Genomic DNA, 17,190 nt, shown 5'->3' on the forward strand with positions numbered 1-17,190 from the left:
TATAAATGAATTCTGTGTATGCCGCAAGAGAACTTGGATACGGCACCTTGCCGCTAGTGCTCATGACTGTGGGCAGGGATGGCGTTGCTTGCGCTTGCCAGGCGAACTTGGTATGCGCCTTCGGTCACTACACGGTCTCCGGCTTTGATTCCGGTCAGGATTTGTACACTTTTGCCATTGTCGGCGCCGAGGGTCACTTCCTGTTTCTTGTAGCCTTCTTCATCGAGTTGCAGGTAGACGAAGAAGATGCCTTGCTCTTCCGTCAGGGCGGTGCGGGGCACGGAAATCACGTTTTCCAGTTGGGAGGAAAGCAGATAAACTTCGACGAATGACCCCGGAATCACTTCTCCTTTATTGTCAAATTCGAAGGTGACGGGCACGTAGAAAGAATTGTCTCCGGAAGTTTTCCCGAAGGAAAGCAGTCTGCCGCTCAGTTCATTCAGTTCGTAGACCTCATTATTATAAGGTGTCCGGAAATTGGCGGAACTGATTGTGCGGAGATACGGGTAGTATTTTTCCGATACTTCGGCACGGAGGAAAAGCCGGCGGTTCTGTGTCACGCTGACCAGTGGCTGACCGATGGTTACGTAGTCTCCCTCATTGACTAGAATGCTTTTCACGTATCCGGCAATGGGCGCGGTGATATTCTGACCGATGGCCGAGTGGTTTTTGGCGAGCGCTTCGTAGCTGATACGTGCGTTTTCGTAGTTCTGCTCCGCCTGTGCGAAATCCTTGTCGGACACAATCTTGTTTTGGACGAGCGACTTCATTCGTTCGTATTCCTTTTTGGATACTTCGTAAGCGATTCGGGCACGTTGCACGGGGTCACCGTCGGCGATGTTGTGCGAAGAAATAGTCACCAGCGGAGTGCCGCGACCTACGCTCATTCCTTCCGTCACCTTGCCGCGGAAAGAAACGACTCCGGCCACCGTGGCTACGGCCACCGATTCATCGCCCTGGGCAGCGAGTACCTGTCCGCTTGTCTTGATCACTTGCTGGAAGGGGGCCGGTGTGATGGCATTTACCTTCACACCGGCAGCGTCAGCTTTCGCTTTCGGGAGGATGATTTCGTCGCTGTGCTCGCCGGCGGGTTCGCTGGTGGCAGCTTTGCCGTGATCGTGTCCTCCGCTGCATTCACCTTCGTGTGAATGGTCGGCTCCTTCGGCTTCGTGGTCATGACCTTCCGCTTCGTGGTCATGTCCTTCGTGTTCATCATGATTGTGTGTGACGGTCTCGTGGTCATGCCCTTCATGACCAGTATTTTTACTATTGCAAGAGCCCAGGACGAATAATCCCATGACTCCTATAAAGATAAGTTTCTTCATAAATGTTGTTTTCCTACTAAGTTTTACTGTTTTTGTACGCTACAAAGATAGAGTAACGCAGATGCAACTTGCTTGCATTTACGTCATTACGCAAAAACAGAGTAGGGAGGGGCCCGAAGGGAGGAGGTACGAGGTATTTTCGTACCGTGCAGGGATTCACGATAGATGTAGTAATTTTTGACTCGTCTTTCCTGCGGTCGTAATAAATGTTCGATGATCGTATCCGTAAACAGGGTGGCGACGAATACGTAATTCGGTCCGCTGTCCGTGTGTACGGAGGGGATGGGAGAGTGGAAGCGGGTCATGCATTCGCTGCTGCAACATGAATCGCTTGCGGGGTGATGATGGTGGTTGGGGCATTGCTGCTCTACCGGTTGGTCCTGCTTCATGCAGATCATCCCGTTGGGGTGGTGGTGATGGGGAATAACAGCGGCTACCAACATGATAATGTTGATAAAGAATAGCATCGTTACTATGAATCGTTTCTTCCCTTTCATCCTTTGTTTATATAGAGCTTTCTAATTTTGTAAAACTTCCAATATCTTTTTACTTTATTATAGAGCTCCGGTTGTTGCTTTATTATAAAACTTCAATTATTCTTTTTCCGACTCTTTACTTTTCTCTTTTTCTTGCTCCTGCAAGCGTTCGAGCAATTCTGTGGCGGAGACGTAAATCACTTTTCCATCGGGCGTCCCTTGACTGAGGAGTTTTCCGTGACGGGCATTTCTTTCCAGTAGCCGTTGTTCGGCCAGTTGGAGCCCGCGCCGCAGTTTATCACTCAATTCTTGCATTTCATTATTTGACATAACTCTTGATGCGATTAAAAAGTTCAAGTTCGTATATCCGGTCCTCACCTTGCTGGCAGCCTTCGGCTACAATCACTCGGGGAGAAACACTGTTATCTGCTAATAGCCAATAGTCTACACGTGGCGCATATATTCGGAACAGGTTGTTTATGCCTGCCTGATAGCGGCGGTAGATTGTATCAATGGGCACGTTATGCCCGCCTTCGTTGACCCGTTGCAATACACGGTTGACAGCAAGTTCCGGAGAGTTTAGCCAAAAATAGATCAGGCTTACTTTGTATCCGGCACTCTGTGCTCTTGTGATGAGCCGTGTGTACGAGCGAGTCGCTAATGTCGTTTCGATGGAGAAACTGGTTCTTGTAGCCAATAGTTCGTCAATACGTTTCAACATCAGACGTCCGGCTTCGATAGCCATGCTTTCCGGATTGAAAGGCGATAGTCCTTTGGCTATTTCGTCTGCATTGACAAATTCTTTGCACAATAATATTTCGGGCAGTACAGTATAAGAAGCTGTTGTTTTACCAGCTCCGTTGCATCCGCTTATAATGTATAACTGCCTCGTTTCATCCATTTTAAATTATCTGTTTCAGATATTATGTGACAAATATACAAATACTTTTTCTTTCACCTAAAGCAGATAATGTCTTTTTATTGTTTATTATTTCTTTTCCAGTTCCTGCAACGAATCCATTTTCTTCTTTTCGAGGAATTCGTAGATGCCGCAAAGATGCTCCGTCACCTTCTTATTGCCGAACTCGTAGACCTTGGTCACCAGTCCGTCAAGGAAGTCACGGTCGTGCGAAACGACGATCAGGGTGCCGTCGAAATCCATCAGCGCTTGCTTGAGGATATCTTTGGTTTTCATGTCGAGGTGGTTGGTCGGCTCGTCCAGAATCAGGAGGTTGACCGGTTCCAGCAGGAGCTTGATCATTGCCAGACGGGTACGTTCGCCACCCGAGAGCACTTTCACTTTCTTCATAGACTCTTCCGGCCCGCCGAACATGAAGGCGCCCAGCAAGTCGCGTATCTTGTTGCGGATTTCTCCTTTTGCCACGTCGTCAATCGTCTGGAAAACCGTGAGGTTTTCGTCCATCAGCGAGGCTTGATTCTGCGCGAAATATCCGATTTGCACGTTATGTCCCAGCGTCAGCGTGCCGTCATGGTCGATTTCGTTCATGATACATTTCACCAGCGTCGATTTACCTTCACCGTTCTTGCCTACGAAAGCCACCTTGTCGCCACGTTCAATTGTCAGGTTGGCGTTGCGGAACACGACATGATCGCCGTACGTCTTTCCGACACCTTCCATCGTGACGGGATAACTGCCCGAACGGGGCGAAGGCGGGAATTTCAGCCGCAGTGCCGAAGTATCTTCCTCGTCTACTTCCAGCAATTCCAGCTTTTCCAGCATCTTGACACGGCTCTGCACCTGCAAAGTCTTCGAGTACGTCCCCTTGAAGCGTTCGATGAAGGCTTCCGTTTCGGCGATGAACTTCTGTTGCTCGTCATAAGCCTTCTGTTGCTGTTCGCGGCGTTCCTTGCGCAGTTGCAGGTATTGGGAGTAGTTTACTTTATAGTCGTAGATGCGCCCCATCGTTACTTCAATGGTGCGGGTGGTGATGTTGTCCACGAATTTGCGGTCGTGGCTGATCACGATGACCGCTTTGCCGTTATTGATCAGAAAATCTTCCAGCCATTGGATCGATTCGATGTCGAGGTGGTTGGTCGGTTCGTCAAGCAGGAGTACGTCCGGTTTTTGCAGCAGCAGTTTGGCGAGCTCGATGCGCATGCGCCAGCCTCCGCTGAAGTCGCTCGTCTGACGTTGAAAATCTTCGCGTGTGAATCCGAGTCCGAGTAATGATTTCTCTACATCCTCTTCGTAATTGGTTGCGTCGATGGAGTAAAATTTTTCGCTGAGGGCGGACACTTCCTCGATCAGTGCCATGTAACTGTCACTTTCGTAATCCGTCCGTGTTTCCAGCTCCTTGTTCAGTGCGTCGATCCGTGCTTCCATCTCGTGCAGATGCGCGAACGCCTGTGCCGTTTCGGCAAACACGGTTCTGCCGTCTTCCGTCATCAAATGCTGTGGGAGATAGGCTACTACGCAATCCTTGGGGGCCGAAACCTTGCCACGGGTAGGCTGTCTGACTCCTGCCAGAATCTTGAGTAAGGTACTTTTTCCCGCTCCGTTTTTCCCCATCAGGGCGATGCGGTCTTTTTCATTAATAACGAAAGAAATATCACTAAATAGGGTAGTGCCGCTAAACTCTACGGCTAGTCCGTCTATCGAAATCATACAATTCTTTATAATTTGAGGCGCAAAGATAGCGAAATATATCAATCTTTTTTATAACTTGCGGGCTGAAAAGCATTATTAACTGAAATATGTTGACTAAAAAGTAATTTAAAAGAATAATTTTAAAAATAATATAGAAACGATATGGAAGGCGGACAAACAAATGAATTCAGACCTCTTATCTTAGTGGCTGAGGACGACGACAGCAACTTCAAACTGATCAAAGCAATCATCGGAAAGAAATGTGATATACAGTGGGCCAAGAATGGCGAAGAAATCGTGGCACTGTTCAAGGAATACGGCAACGAGGCTAAAGCGATCCTGATGGACATCAAAATGCCTGTGATGAACGGACTGGATGCTACGAAAATCATCCGCGGAGAAAACAAGGAAATCCCTATCATCATGCAGACCGCCTACGCTTTCAGCTCTGACAAGGAGAATGCGATGAACGCGGGAGCGAGCGAAGTGCTGGTGAAACCGATCACACTGTCGATTCTGCGCAATACGCTGACGAAGTATTTCCCCGAACTGGTCTGGTAGACCGATCTCTTTTTTTGTCCGGTAGACTGATCTTTTTTGTTTGTTAAACCGGTCCTTGCTCCGGCAAACATGATCTTTATCCGGTAAAACGGTATCGCTGAGTAGAAAAACGGTATAACAATTCGGGTGTTTTTTCCTGTTTTGTATTTGTGATATTAACAAATAGCTGACGGGGATAATATGGATTCTTACTATATGAAAATCCACATTATCCCCGTCAGCTGTGTCCGGACGTTTCTATGTCAATCCGGATATTACTGTATCAATCCGGGTGTATTGTCTGGAATGCCTCTGCCCGACACTTTCGGCAGAAGGCTGTAAAAGTAAAATAGGCGGACCTCACGGTCGGCCTATTTCTGTTCGTTTCCGTTAATTTGTTAGAGTTCAGAAACGACTCTATGTAAAGTCTCTCCTTTGAGAGATTTTAAGAGCGATTTTTATCGGCTTCCGCCTGCCCACCAAACGGGTTCGGAGTATACGTAGTCACCGTTGCCGTAAGCGGCTTTCACTTCCGGGTTGGCAGCTGTGTCGCTGTTTCCGTACGGGTAGCGCAGCGGGAATTTGCTGGAATTGTTCGGGTTGGTCAGCGTGATGAAGTTTTCGTTCAGTCCCTTCATACGACGGAAATCATTATACGTCTCCGTAGCCTCACCGGAAGCACCCCACATGGCAAGGTACTTCTGAATCATTGTTTCCTGCAATGGGTTGGCTGCATATTTCGCTTTCACTACGTCGTCGAAATACTTTCCGGCAGACGTTTCCGTGATTACTTCGCTGGAATTGGTGTTCAAACCGCTTCCCAACTCCTTGATGGCAATGCTTATGCTGTTTTCCGCATTCAGCAAGCCGGCTACTACCGCTTCTTTCAGTGCGTCTTCCGCATCACGGTTCAGACGGCACAGAGCTTCTGCTTTCAGAAACATCAGTTCATGATAGCTCATCAGCAGGGTCGGTGCGGTTTTGGCGTAAACGAATGCGGAAATACCGTATTTGGACGTACTCTGATCCGGGCTGCCGTTGGGAGCCGGAACAAGGCTGGGATCGTTGGCTGCTACCTGCGAACGTTTTTTGTCGACGATCGGAGTGAAGAAAGCACGGTTGGCACGCGGATCATTGTAGGCCAACAGCTTGGTGCCGAGGCTTGTACTGGCTCCGAATCCGGCACGAGAGTTGTAGAAACCGTAGAACGGGTTGATGTTGTTAGAGTCGTAGATGTCGAATGCAGCCTGGTCGTCAGCCGAAGTGAACGATTTGCTTACATAGTCCAGTACCTTTTCATAATCGGCCGATTTGTTGCTTGAGCGGTTGATCAGTCTCATGGTGTAGCGGGCTTTCAGGCCGTAAGCGAATTTCAGCCATTTGTCCGCGTCGCCGGCATAAAGGAAATCCTGCTCGGTCACGTCTGCCAAGTCTTCTTTCTGAAGATTGGCGATGGCGTCGTCAAGATAACTGATGATTTGAGTATAGATTTCCTGTTGCGTATCCATTTTCGGGGTCATGTAGACCGGAGAGCCTTTTTCGTCCACCAGCGCAGCCTGACTGCACGGGGCATCGCCGAAGAAATCGGCAATCAGTGCGCAGTTGTAAGCGGCCATCACTTCGGCCATTCCCCGAGTGACGTCGTTGCCGTGATCTCTGCCTCCTTCACCACATTGGTCGATGATGATGCGGGCGTTCTTCAATGAAGAATAGATGCCGTTCCATGAGTTATTGAAGGTAGACGAGGACGACGGTTCGTTTTCGCGGACTTCGGCGTAGTAAAGCTGGTTGTCTACACCTACTTCGTATTCGATGTACGAAGAGGCGTATGTATTGATGTCACCGCTGGCGTTGGAGAAAGCGGTAGAGGTGATTACATCTGCCAAGATAAATCTTGAGGCAACACTGGTGGTGTGGTCGTGGTCCTTGTTGATTCTGTCCATCGTGTCCTCCGAGCAAGCAGAGAACAAAGACAGAGCGGCAACAGCCAGTACACCGGTTATTTTATCATATCTTTTCATAATCTTCTTTCGTTTAGCTAATTAGAATTTTACATTTACACCAAAACCGTAGCTTGCAGTTCCCGGCAGAGAGAAACGCTCGAAGGCACCTCCCATGTTGTCGTTACCCTGAGATGCTTCCGGGTCGAATCCCTTCAGCTCGGACCATACGATGAGGTTGCGGGCAAATACGTTTACATCTACGTTTAGCCATTTGCTGGCGTATACCGGGTAGCTTACAGAAAGCTCACGCAGTTTGATGAACGATGAATCGTAGATATAAGATTCGTTGATAGAACGCAGGCGGGTGTAATAAGCCTGTGCGTTAGTCACTTCGATGTCGTTGGCGGCATACGTCGGGTTGCCCTGCGTGTCTGTTCCGGTTTCTTTCACGGTGTTGGGGACGACGAAGTTGCTCTTGCGTTTTTCGCCCGATTCTTTGGTGACACCGTAGAAGTTCATTTCACCGGCAGTACCGCAGTACATTTGTCCGCCTTGTTTCCAGTCGAACACGGCAGCGATACGGAATTTGTAAAGCTCGATATTCGTGTTGAAGCCCAGACGGAAGTCGGGAGAAACCCGGCCGATCACGTCGTCTTCGCCCACCTGCGGGAGTCCGTTGGCGTCTACTACGATCTGTCCGGCCTTGTTGCGCTTGTACGTGCTGCCGTATACTACGGGGAATTTCTCGCCGATACCGGCACGCACCTGCGGAGTGACGAATCCGCCGAGATAGATGCTTTCAACACCCGGTGCAAGTTCGTCTACGTAGTTGTCGATCTTCGAGAAGTTGAAAGCGAAGTCGAGCTTGAAGTTGCGGTTGTTGACCGGCGAAACGCCCAGTGTAAGTTCGTGCGAGTTGGTATGAATCTTACCGCCGTTCATGATCATGCTGTCGTAGCCGGTAGAGCCGGATAAAGGCACTTCGAAGATCTGGTCTTTTACGTTCTGACGCGAGTAGGTATAGTTCAAAGTGAACAGTCCGTTGAAGAATGTCAGGTCGGCACCGATTTCGTATGACTTCGTGTTCTGCGGTTTCAGGTTCGGGTCGTACACCTTATAATAAGGGATATATGCCATCGTTCCGTTGATCGGGTAGGCGATGGGCGTACCGTTGAAGAATCCGCCGCCGTAGCTCGGGGTGTAGTAATAGCTTTGCATATAGTCGCCTGCCATACCTACTTCGGCGTACGATGCGCGCAGCTTACCGAATGTGAGGATGTTGTTTTTCAGCGGTTCGAGTTCGGTGAACACAAATCCGAGCGATACGGAAGGATAAGTGAACGAACGGTTGTCGCGCGGCATATTTGAAACGACGTCGTTACGGATTGTTCCGTTGAGGTATACCATGTTTTTCCATGCCAGAGACAGGTTGGCAAAGTTACCTACCGTACGTTTCTTGTTGTACGACTTGGAACTCTGGTAGATAGAAGCATTGTTGATGTGGTTCCATCCCGGGAAGTTGAAGTTCATCCCTTCGGAGAAGGCATATTGCGTTCTTTTCTCTACAAGTTCGTTACCGATCAGGGCGTCGAATACCCAGTCCTTGTTGATGTCCCAGCGGTAAGAAGCTGTCAGCAGCGAGTTCAGCTCGTTGATGCTGTAGTGGTATTCGATGGCGTCGCCGGTGTCTGCCATTGTACTGCCGTATCCGTAGATTTCGCTGTAGTTGGTGGTGTAGGCGTCGTCACCGAGTTGGTATTTCACGTCCAGTTTGTGGTTGTCCGTGCCGAATTTGGTTGTGAACTTCACGAATGCGTTTCCGAAGAAACGTTGCGAGCGTTCGGTGAACAAGTTGTTGTCCACAGCCCAGTAGGCATCGTCGATCCATGCCTGGCGGTACGTGTTCTGCTCGTACGGGTCGCCTTCGACGTGCGAGGGGATTCCTTTCATGTTGTAGCTCACCGGAGCGTTGTAGATGGTAGCCGTCACGCCGGAGTTGGCGGTAGACTGCTTTTTGATCTTGGAAGTCACGAAGTTACCGTTGAAGCCAGTCGACCAGTTGGGGCTGAGCTGAACTTCGGCAGACATTTTGGCGTTGTATCTGTCCATGCCGGTAGTCGGGATGATGCCTTCCTGGTGGCTGTTACCCAGCGAGAAAGAGTAGTTTCCTTTGTCCAGATTTTGGGAAACGTTGACGTTGTTGCTCCAGGTAATGCCGGTGTCGAAGAAATCCTTCATGTTGTTGTATGCTTTCGGCGTTGCCCACGGGTCAAGACCGGCTTCGGCACGTTGGGGCACGTAGTATTGTCCCTGACGTTTTCCCATTTTCTGGGTGAAAGCGTTGTCGGTGTTGCCGCCGTATGTAGGATCGTTGGCGAGGTCGGCTATTTTCGGTCCCCAGCTGTGGCCGGAATAAGGGTCGTATGAGCCGCCGCTGCCTTGTCCGAATTCGTTTTGCAGTTCGGGCAGTGTAGATACGACATCGAACGAAAGATTGCTGCGGAATGTGATCGTCGGTTTGCCTTTGGCTACTCCTTTACCGCTTTTGGTGGTGATGACGATGACACCGTTTGACGCACGCATACCGTAGAGGGCAGAAGCTGCCTGACCTTTGAGGATGTTGATGCTTTCGATGTCGTTGGGGTCGATGTCCACCGAACGGTTGGCGTAGTCGGTACCGTAGGCGGCGCCGTTAGCGTTGTCGGTAGTCGTTACGTCGGCAGCGGAAGAGATCGGCATGCCGTCGATGACATACAGAGGTGTATTGTCGCCCGTGAACGAACGGGAACCGCGGATCGTGATCTTGGAAGATGCACCCGGCATACCGGAAGACGGAGCGATGTCCACACCCGAAACTTTTCCTTGTAGTGCTCCTGCGAGGTCGGTGTTGGCCGCGCGTGTCAGCTGGTCTGACTTCACGTCCTGAACGGCGTATCCCAGCGCTTTCTTTTCGCGGGAGATACCCATGGCCGTTACTACGACTTCGTCTAGTGACTTGGCGTCACTTTTTAATACTACTTTGATAACGCCTTGTGTGATCGTAACAGTTTGCGGAGTCATTCCTACATAGGAAACGCGCAAAGTTTTAGAAGAACTTGGTACGGCGGGGAGTTGCCCTTTCGGGAAGTGTTAAGTGTTTTTGGGGCTATTTAAGGCATAAAATGATAAAAAGATAGCATTTCGAATGATTCGCTGATGTTATTTTATGAAAATAACGATTTTAACACTATCTTTATGTCGTGTAATGTAATTTGAATATTATTAAAATCGTACTTAAATCTTCTCATTTTATCAATATACTGATTAAATTCTTTCAATATGATACTTTATAGTTAAAAACGTAACACTTTTTTAATTTTGATATAAATAGTGTTATCTTTGCACCCTGTTAGAGACTAGAAGTCTATTTATAGGTTAAATTTAAGAGAGAATTTATGAAAAGAAAATTGATGTTCTTTATGACCTTCCTTTTTGTGGGTATAGGTCTGGTGACAGCGCAGACGTCCCGAGTTACCGGTGTGGTAACCGCCGAGGAAGATGGCCTGCCTGTTGTAGGTGCTTCGGTATTGGTGAATGGCACTACTCTTGGTACTATCACGGATATTGATGGTAAGTTTACAATCACGAATGTACCAAGTTCTTCTAAGACTTATTGATATTTTAAAGCCTCTCTTTTTCCTCCTTTTTTATTCTATCTTATTGTAAATCAGAATATAAGTGCTTCTTTCCGCAACTTGGCTTCCCGGCTCACTTACTATAATCGCAACCTTTTCCCTTTCTTTTTCGATCTCAGTCATCTTTTTCGGGCAGGTACTTGGCTTGTTTTCAGGGGGCGGATGCTTAGGTTCTACCTTTATTTGAGGCTTTCTATGAGCGATAGGGGCAGACCGGTCTTTTCGGCAATGAGTTGATTGTCAATTCCTTGCTTTTTCATGTCGATGGCTGTCTGAAAGATGTTCAAGGCTTCTTCGCGACCTTTCTTCAGGCCTTCCTCAAGTCCTTCTTCAAGTCCTTTCTTTAGCCCTTCTTCCATCCCTTTTTTTATTCCTTCCTTTTCCGCTGCATCCATTGTCACCAAATAATCTCGGTACACTTTGACGCTATTGTCGTATAGCTCTCTCTCCTTTGGAGACATAGAAGCCACATCAGCGATCTCTTCGAGTTTTTCGAAGACGGCTTTTCGTGCCTTGAATGGCAGGCATTTTAAAGTTTCCATATTATTTAATATATAAATCCAACGTTCAAAATTCGTTTCACATTCCTCTTCGCTTTTTTTGAAGAGGGGGAGGGCGATGAATATTTGCCGGAACTTCTCCGAGAAGAGTTCACCTGTCTCCTTGTCTGCAAGAATAACGTCTGTCCGGAGTTTTATGTTCTTGTCCATGATGAAATTCATCAGAAAGACTCCGTAAACAGCTTTTATTTCAAATTTCCAGTCGTGCCCCGTCCGGCCCTGGTTGACGATGGCACGGGAGAGATAGAAGATGGAGCGTTCTTTAAAATTGCTCTGCATGCGGTTTTGCATTTCGACAATTATCTTTTCGCCCGTGTCCGTGGTGCAGTAGACATCGTAGATGATGCCTCGTCCTTCCGGGTAGTCCGGCAGCTGTTCGTTGTTCAAAAACGTTAAGTCGGTTATCACTCGTTCACCTTCGAGAAGGTCGTTCAGAAATTCGATTAGTAAATTCTTGGAGACTTCTCTGCCGAATATTAGTTTGAATCCGTAGTCGGTGAACGGATTGATAAATTTGCTCATTGTTTTGGTTGTTTCTCTTTTATGTTGTAAAGAGATGTTTCTCTTCGCATGTATAGTGAAGAGGCTTTTCTTTATTCTACAAAGATAGGATAAATTATTGTTTTATGATGCGTTTGGCGGGAGAAATAAATGACGTGGGTGCTCAAAAATGTTCATCTCCCTCTTAAAAATGTTCATCTTCCCCTAACTCGCTTTTTGAGGATGCCGTTGTAGGTGTCTTCAAATTCTGCCGAGTGGTTGAGTGCCCAGAGGATGTAGTCGCCCGGCTCGTTCTTTTTGAGCAGGGTGGAGCGGTATTCGGAGCTGAGGACTTTCCATAAGGTGCCGCAGGGACCACCCAGCTTTCTGCGTCGGGCGAGGGCGAGGATGGCTTTCACGGTTGGTTCGTTCCGGATGCCGATGGCGTCCATGTTGAGGCGTAGCAGGGATTCGGAGAATCCTCCGGAAGCAGTGCTTTCGTTCGGGGCTTCTTCTTGCTGACTTCTTTCGTACTGAGTTCCGTTGTGCTTGGCTTCTTCCTGCTGGTTTCTTTCGTACTGAGTTCCGTTGTGCTTGGCTTCTTCCTGCTGGTTTCTTTCGTATTGAGTTCCGTTGTACTTGGCTTCTTCCTGCTGACTTCTTTCGTATTGAGTTCCGTTGTGCTTGGCTTCTTCCTGCTGGTTTCTTTCGTATTGGGTTCCGTTGTGCTTGGCTTCTTCTAGCTGGTTTCTTTCGTATTGAATTCCGTTATATCTAGTTTCTCCCTTCTGATCTATTCCTTCATTTCTTCTTTCTTCCTTATTTTCCTCCCCTCTTTTTCCGGACGAGATTTCTAAAGACAAACCTTTGACAGCAACAGGCGCAGCCTGAAAAACGCCGTTTGACGGAACGGGCGGCTGCTCTCTATCCTTCTCCCATTCATTTTCGGTTTTGCTTTGTCTTTCCCTTTCTTTGTCTCTTTCTCTTTCTCTTTCTCTTTCCGGTTTGCTTTTAATCTCAGTATCTGTTTCCGATTTACTTTCGATTTCTGTATCCGTTTCCTGTTTTGTTTGTGGGATTGTTGCTGCAATTTCTCGTTTTTTTGCAGCATTAATTTTCATAGCTGCTTCGTCGGTCACTGTTTTTGTAGCATTGATTCCTGTGCCTGCTGCATGGATATTTGTGCCTGTCGTGTCGATTCCTGTCTTTGTTTTAGTAACTTCTGTAGCTGTGATATTGATTCCTGTTTTTATTGCGTTGACTTCTGCGCCTACTATATGGCTTTCCGCTTCATACACTTCTGTACCTTTTGAATTTATATTATTTCTTATTTCTGCGGAATTATTTTCCGTTCCATCCTCTCCTTCCTTGATGAGCCAAAACTGTTCCAGCGGAAGTTTGTATTTCCTTCGGCTGTCGGTAATGATTTTGTGGTATTGCTCTTGGATGGCTTGCGAAGTCAGAATCCCGTACTCCTTATATATATAGGTGTCGAACAGTCCGACGGACAGGCAGTCGTCGATGATGGCCTGCATCTCCTCCTCCTCGCAACACACTTCCTGCGAAATGTCGAACAAGGTATCTTGATTCCATGCGATGTAAAATCCCTTTTCTTTGTAGATGAGGCAGAGCAGGGAAGTGAGTGCGGCAATTCCTGCTGCATGATGACGGTTGGAAATGCGGCGTACCTTCCTGTCTTGGAAGAAGTTGACATCGAGCGGGAAATAATCTAATCCGGGTTTGGAAATACGGGCCATCTTTTTGAATATTTAGAGTGATATTGAATGATAAATAATGAATAAGGCGAATCGGTAATTTTAATTTAGCTCATTTCAGTATGGTGATAAGCTACTTGATAGTCAGTTCTGTCTCTCAACTGAGGGTAACTAAAAAGTCGATTCTATCTCAATTGGGGGTGACTAGAAAGTCGATTCTATCTCTATTCTCCTCCTTCGGGAAGGAGGAGTGGTCGCAGACCGAGGTGGTAGGAGAAATAATGTTTATACCTATTTCTTTGTAAATGATAGGATTATGCATTCACCTACCACCTCCCCCTACGGGTACTCCTCCTTCCCGAAGGAGGAGAATAGAGTTACTATTGCGTACAACTATTCGAGTTACTATTGCGTACAACTACTCCCTAGAACTCCTTTTTCACATCGAAGCAGGGACAGGCTTTCATGTATTCATTGGGTGAGATGATGCCGTCTCCGTTGAGGTCGGGGCTTGTGTCCCGGTGTCCGATGACCTGTTTCACGTTGGGGAAGGCCAGTTGCAGAGATTTCACCAGTCGGATGAGGGCAGTGCGTTGTGCATCTGTCCGTGTGTCGGCGGGGCGGCCTTCCTTGTCCAGTCCGCCGACGTAGCAGATGCCGATGGAACGCTGGTTCCAGCCCATACAATGCGCCCCGTCGAGGGTGACGTCTCGTCCCGGTTCGATGGTGCCGTCGAGGCGGATGACGTAATGATAGCCGATGGACCAGAAGCCACGGGCACGGTGCCAGCAGTCGATATCGGCAGCGGTGATGTTCTGTCCCGCACGGGTGGCGGAACAGTGGATGATGATGGTGTCTTTCATTGCAGAAACTCCTTTCTTTGTTCTCTTTCTCTAGGCAATATATAAGTGTTGAAACCAAAAATGGCGGATTCTTCGGGAGACAGGCGGCGGTAATAGTGTTGCGTCACTGAATGGTGTACGGGAACAAAGAGAGAAATAAGAGGAAGAGGCGATGAAACAAGGGGAGAAGAAACTGACTGCACACATACATTGCCTGCTTCGGACTCTCCGACTGAATTGCTCGATCTGCCTGTTCCGAGCAGATTGCCTGCTTCGGACTCTCCGACTGAATTGCTCGATCTGCCTGTTCCGAACAGATTGCCTGCTTCGGACTTCCCGATTGAATTGCTCGATTTGCCTGTTCCGAGCAGATTGCCTGCTTCGAACTCCCCGATTGAATCAGCTTTGACGGTCAGCACAGGTATTTCGGGTGCTATCAGAAAGCATTCTTCCGAACCGCTTCTTTCGGCTCTTGGCTTTTTCTTCATGGCCGATTGCTTCAGTCTTTCGGGGTGTAATAAATGCAGCACCAGCCAATTACGTTGTTTAGGGTTCATTTGTTCCCCTTTTACCAGTGCGTTCATGGATGGATAGGCTTGCAGGATATTTCCTGCCTCGTCCGTTGTGGCACAGGGGACGGGGGAGAGGGCGGGTGACGACGGACGCAGACCGGTCCGGATGGCGTGCATGACATTGTCGTAGGCATCGCACCATTCGAGGTTGGCGACGTGGTTGTTGAGCTTGTTTCCGTCGAGGTGGTTCACTTGGGGGAGACGCTTCGGGTTGGGGATAAAAGCTGTTGCCACTAAGCGGTGTACAGAGTAGCCGACGTATATCCCCTTTTGGCGGATGGCCACGTACTCATAACCTTTTGCGGTAATGCTGCTGCTGATTATCAACTTCGATTTGCCTTTGAAACTCAATATCCGCCCGTGGTCTGAAACCATATAATCGGAATTTGCTTCGATAAATCTCCAATTTTCCATACTTTATTCTTTATATTGTTAATAAAATTATACTTCGTTAAAAAGAAATCCCTTTTCCGAAACCACCGGGGATAAACGGCGCAGCCTGCATGGTAGAAACGGCGTAGCCTGCAAGGTAAAAACGGCATAAACAAGGACTGTTAAACGGCGTAGCCTCCTCGCTGACATGAGGCGGTTCCGCCCGCTTACTCCGGTCTTTGACCTTTCTCATTCCTCCTCTGCACGGGGTTCGAGCCGTTCGGCACAGCGAACGAGAAACTCCAGTTCCTCCCGACACCCTTGAATGGCTTCGTACAAAGAGTCCACATGATACATTCTGCAAAGCGTTTCCCATTCTTTTCGTTCTTCTGAAGTCATTTGTTCTCCGAAATTCATTTGCTGTCCAAAACTTATCTGCTGTCCGAAACTCATTTCAAAATTTATCTGCTGCCCGAAACTCATTTGCTCTCCGAATCTCATCTGCTCTTCGAAACTCATTTGACGCAAAGGAAATTTTCGGCATGAAACGTGCGCCACCCTTTGGCTTCGAGGTCGTAGTAGACTACAAACGTATTTTCCGGTCGTGGCATATAGGGGCGGTGAAAACTGTGTTGATATCCGGTGAGCGTGCCGACAGCGTGGCGCACGGTTCCGTCCTGCTTGGTGTAGCAGAATTTCACGTTCTCCCTGTGCATCTTCCTTATCAGTCCACCGATTCGGTGGGCGATGATGAGCGCATCACGCCGGTTCATGTCATTGTTGCGACGGATGACGGCGGCCCGCCTCATGAGCCGTACCCGTGGGAGGGAATGTTGTTTTTTCATTTCAGTCATATGATTCAATTGTTTTTTATTGATTTCGGGGCAAAAGTAGACTGTGGGTAGAATAAAAACCGTTCACGCTTGACTAAAATGAAAAAATATGTAGAAAGAGTCACGCGTGACCCAAAATGTTAAAGGTAAATCCCGAATTTTGTCGGATTAATTTAAATATAATTAGTAATGAACAAAAAAGAAAACTGCCAGAACAGTAGTGAAAGAGAACAACACATTGAAGTAAAAAGGACTGTAAATCAGAAAAGTACAAGTCAGAAAAAAGTAAATCAGAAAAGCATGAGTCAGGAAAAAGCAAATCAGAAAAGCATGAGTCAGAAAAAAGCAAATCAGAGTGGCGAAAAGTCCGTGTATGACGAGAACAGGGATGCCCTTCAGGAAAGAGTCGAAGAGAAGCAATGGAAGAAAAAGCAATGTAATGGCTTGCAGCACAGTGATGACGAAGAAAAACAGAAAGTCATCGATTCGATTATGAAAGTCAGCCGGGATAACGGCTTTGACGACGCTTATCTTCAGCAGCATTCGGACTGTTCGGCATCGTCGATCAAGCGCTTCCACTCGGCCTGGATGGGAAAGAGAATGTCCAATTGGACGACGATTTTTAATTTAGCGCACTGCGTGTCCGTCAATTGTGTCTTTGCCGAAAATCTGGTCGGGATGCTGGTTGTCATTATTATGTTCTTGATTAGAGATGCCGGAATTGTGAGTTACCATATCGACTCGACCAGGAAAGTGGTGATAGAAATAAATTTCGGTAAAGATAAATTATTGCGCATGAAAGACGAGGAAAAGAGCGAAAAAGGAAAAGAAGGTAAAGACGACGAACACCTTTGAGCGACGACAATGATCGGGACAAAGGAAAGAACAACTGACGGAATGAGGTAAGTCCTGTAAGAACTTGGTAGTCTGTATTCGTAAAAAAACGATTCGATATCAGCGATGGACTTCCATTTTATTCCCTTGTTATAATGTCACCACAAATGTAATCATATTATTGAGAAAACCATGCAGAAACGCTTTTATTCTGAAAAATAAGTTTTATTGTTCACTCAGATTTCATATTCGATGTTGACATCCTACGTTTTCTCTTTTAGATATTTATTTGTTTTCCTTTGTCGGTTTCTACCGTATTGCACGTTCGTCATTATTTACAAATTATAATTATTGCATTCTCAGTTCGGGTAAAACGAATCCGTTTTCCGAGCTGAGAATGCAGATGACGGCTTTTA

At 47.5% G+C, this 17,190-nt stretch carries 14 protein-coding genes and 4 pseudogenes; 3 read left to right on the forward strand and 15 right to left on the reverse strand.

The features are described 5' to 3' along the window. Positions 1-53: 53 nt before the first annotated feature. From NBH01_RS05120 to NBH01_RS05140, 5 genes are all read right to left on the reverse strand, one after another. Positions 54-1,325, reverse strand: a complete 1,272-nt coding sequence (locus NBH01_RS05120; RefSeq protein WP_225680500.1) for an efflux RND transporter periplasmic adaptor subunit — start codon at positions 1,323-1,325, stop codon at positions 54-56. Between the two features lie 86 nt (positions 1,326-1,411). Further along, positions 1,412-1,822, reverse strand: a complete 411-nt coding sequence (locus tag NBH01_RS05125) for a DUF6769 family protein (RefSeq protein ID WP_011108102.1) — start codon at positions 1,820-1,822, stop codon at positions 1,412-1,414. 96 nt (positions 1,823-1,918) lie between these two features. Further along, positions 1,919-2,131 carry a DUF8506 family protein gene (locus NBH01_RS05130; RefSeq protein ID WP_151209141.1) on the reverse strand — a complete coding sequence of 71 codons (213 nt, stop codon included), beginning with the start codon at positions 2,129-2,131 and terminating at the stop codon, positions 1,919-1,921. Beyond that, positions 2,121-2,702 (reverse strand): ATPase, encoded by a 582-nt coding sequence (locus NBH01_RS05135; protein ID WP_008766449.1) that lies wholly within the window; start codon positions 2,700-2,702, stop codon positions 2,121-2,123. Before NBH01_RS05135 ends, NBH01_RS05130 begins: the two co-directional genes overlap by 11 nt. Before the next feature lie 87 nt (positions 2,703-2,789). Then, complete coding sequence (locus NBH01_RS05140; protein WP_008761073.1) at positions 2,790-4,427, reverse strand: ABC-F family ATP-binding cassette domain-containing protein; 1,638 nt, start codon at positions 4,425-4,427, stop codon at positions 2,790-2,792. Positions 4,428-4,571: 144 nt separating this feature from the next. Here NBH01_RS05140 and NBH01_RS05145 point away from each other — a divergent pair, with 144 nt between their 5' ends. Further along, positions 4,572-4,970, forward strand: a complete 399-nt coding sequence (locus tag NBH01_RS05145) for a response regulator (RefSeq protein ID WP_008761074.1) — start codon at positions 4,572-4,574, stop codon at positions 4,968-4,970. A 437-nt stretch (positions 4,971-5,407) separates the two neighbouring features. On the opposite strand, the gene NBH01_RS05150 is transcribed toward NBH01_RS05145, so the two are convergent. Then, the gene (locus tag NBH01_RS05150) at positions 5,408-6,970 is read right to left on the reverse strand and encodes a RagB/SusD family nutrient uptake outer membrane protein (protein ID WP_008766448.1); all 1,563 of its coding nucleotides are present in this window, start codon (positions 6,968-6,970) and stop codon (positions 5,408-5,410) included. Between the two features lie 21 nt (positions 6,971-6,991). Beyond that, positions 6,992-9,994 (reverse strand): annotated as a pseudogene (locus NBH01_RS05155) (SusC/RagA family TonB-linked outer membrane protein); the annotation flags it as partial. Positions 9,995-10,326: 332 nt separating this feature from the next. On the opposite strand from NBH01_RS05155, the gene NBH01_RS05160 reads away from it, so the two are divergent. Further along, on the forward strand, positions 10,327-10,548 hold the full coding sequence (locus tag NBH01_RS05160) for a carboxypeptidase-like regulatory domain-containing protein (RefSeq protein WP_008766446.1): 222 nt from the start codon (positions 10,327-10,329) through the stop codon (positions 10,546-10,548). Between the two features lie 197 nt (positions 10,549-10,745). On the opposite strand, the gene NBH01_RS05165 is transcribed toward NBH01_RS05160, so the two are convergent. The 8 genes and pseudogenes from NBH01_RS05165 to NBH01_RS26640 all read right to left on the reverse strand — a co-directional run bounded on the left by NBH01_RS05165 (position 10,746) and on the right by NBH01_RS26640 (position 15,961). Beyond that, positions 10,746-11,648 carry an Rpn family recombination-promoting nuclease/putative transposase gene (locus tag NBH01_RS05165; protein ID WP_225680903.1) on the reverse strand — a complete coding sequence of 301 codons (903 nt, stop codon included), beginning with the start codon at positions 11,646-11,648 and terminating at the stop codon, positions 10,746-10,748. 173 nt (positions 11,649-11,821) lie between these two features. Then, positions 11,822-12,091: pseudogene (locus NBH01_RS26765) on the reverse strand (DUF4373 domain-containing protein); the annotation flags it as partial. 381 nt (positions 12,092-12,472) lie between these two features. After that, positions 12,473-13,363: pseudogene (locus NBH01_RS26770) on the reverse strand (DUF4373 domain-containing protein); the annotation flags it as partial. Positions 13,364-13,746: 383 nt separating this feature from the next. After that, a complete protein-coding gene (locus NBH01_RS05175; protein WP_008761082.1) occupies positions 13,747-14,184 on the reverse strand; it encodes an N-acetylmuramoyl-L-alanine amidase in 438 nt (145 codons plus the stop codon). A gap of 479 nt (positions 14,185-14,663) precedes the next feature. Continuing rightward, positions 14,664-15,149: pseudogene (locus NBH01_RS26635) on the reverse strand (HNH endonuclease); the annotation flags it as partial. Positions 15,150-15,186: 37 nt separating this feature from the next. Continuing rightward, positions 15,187-15,360 (reverse strand): hypothetical protein, encoded by a 174-nt coding sequence (locus NBH01_RS05185; protein WP_008766440.1) that lies wholly within the window; start codon positions 15,358-15,360, stop codon positions 15,187-15,189. Further along, the gene (locus NBH01_RS05190) at positions 15,357-15,626 is read right to left on the reverse strand and encodes a hypothetical protein (protein ID WP_008766439.1); all 270 of its coding nucleotides are present in this window, start codon (positions 15,624-15,626) and stop codon (positions 15,357-15,359) included. Before NBH01_RS05190 ends, NBH01_RS05185 begins: the two co-directional genes overlap by 4 nt. After that, positions 15,623-15,961, reverse strand: coding sequence for an SH3 beta-barrel fold-containing protein (locus tag NBH01_RS26640; protein WP_352230643.1), 339 nt, complete (start codon positions 15,959-15,961; stop codon positions 15,623-15,625). Before NBH01_RS26640 ends, NBH01_RS05190 begins: the two co-directional genes overlap by 4 nt. A 168-nt stretch (positions 15,962-16,129) precedes the next feature. On the opposite strand from NBH01_RS26640, the gene NBH01_RS05200 reads away from it, so the two are divergent. Next, complete coding sequence (locus NBH01_RS05200; protein WP_008766437.1) at positions 16,130-16,795, forward strand: hypothetical protein; 666 nt, start codon at positions 16,130-16,132, stop codon at positions 16,793-16,795. Positions 16,796-17,190 lie beyond the last annotated feature (395 nt).

It is taken from the genome of Bacteroides sp. B1-V-101 (assembly GCF_023656585.1).
Taxonomy (GTDB): domain Bacteria; phylum Bacteroidota; class Bacteroidia; order Bacteroidales; family Bacteroidaceae; genus Bacteroides; species Bacteroides thetaiotaomicron.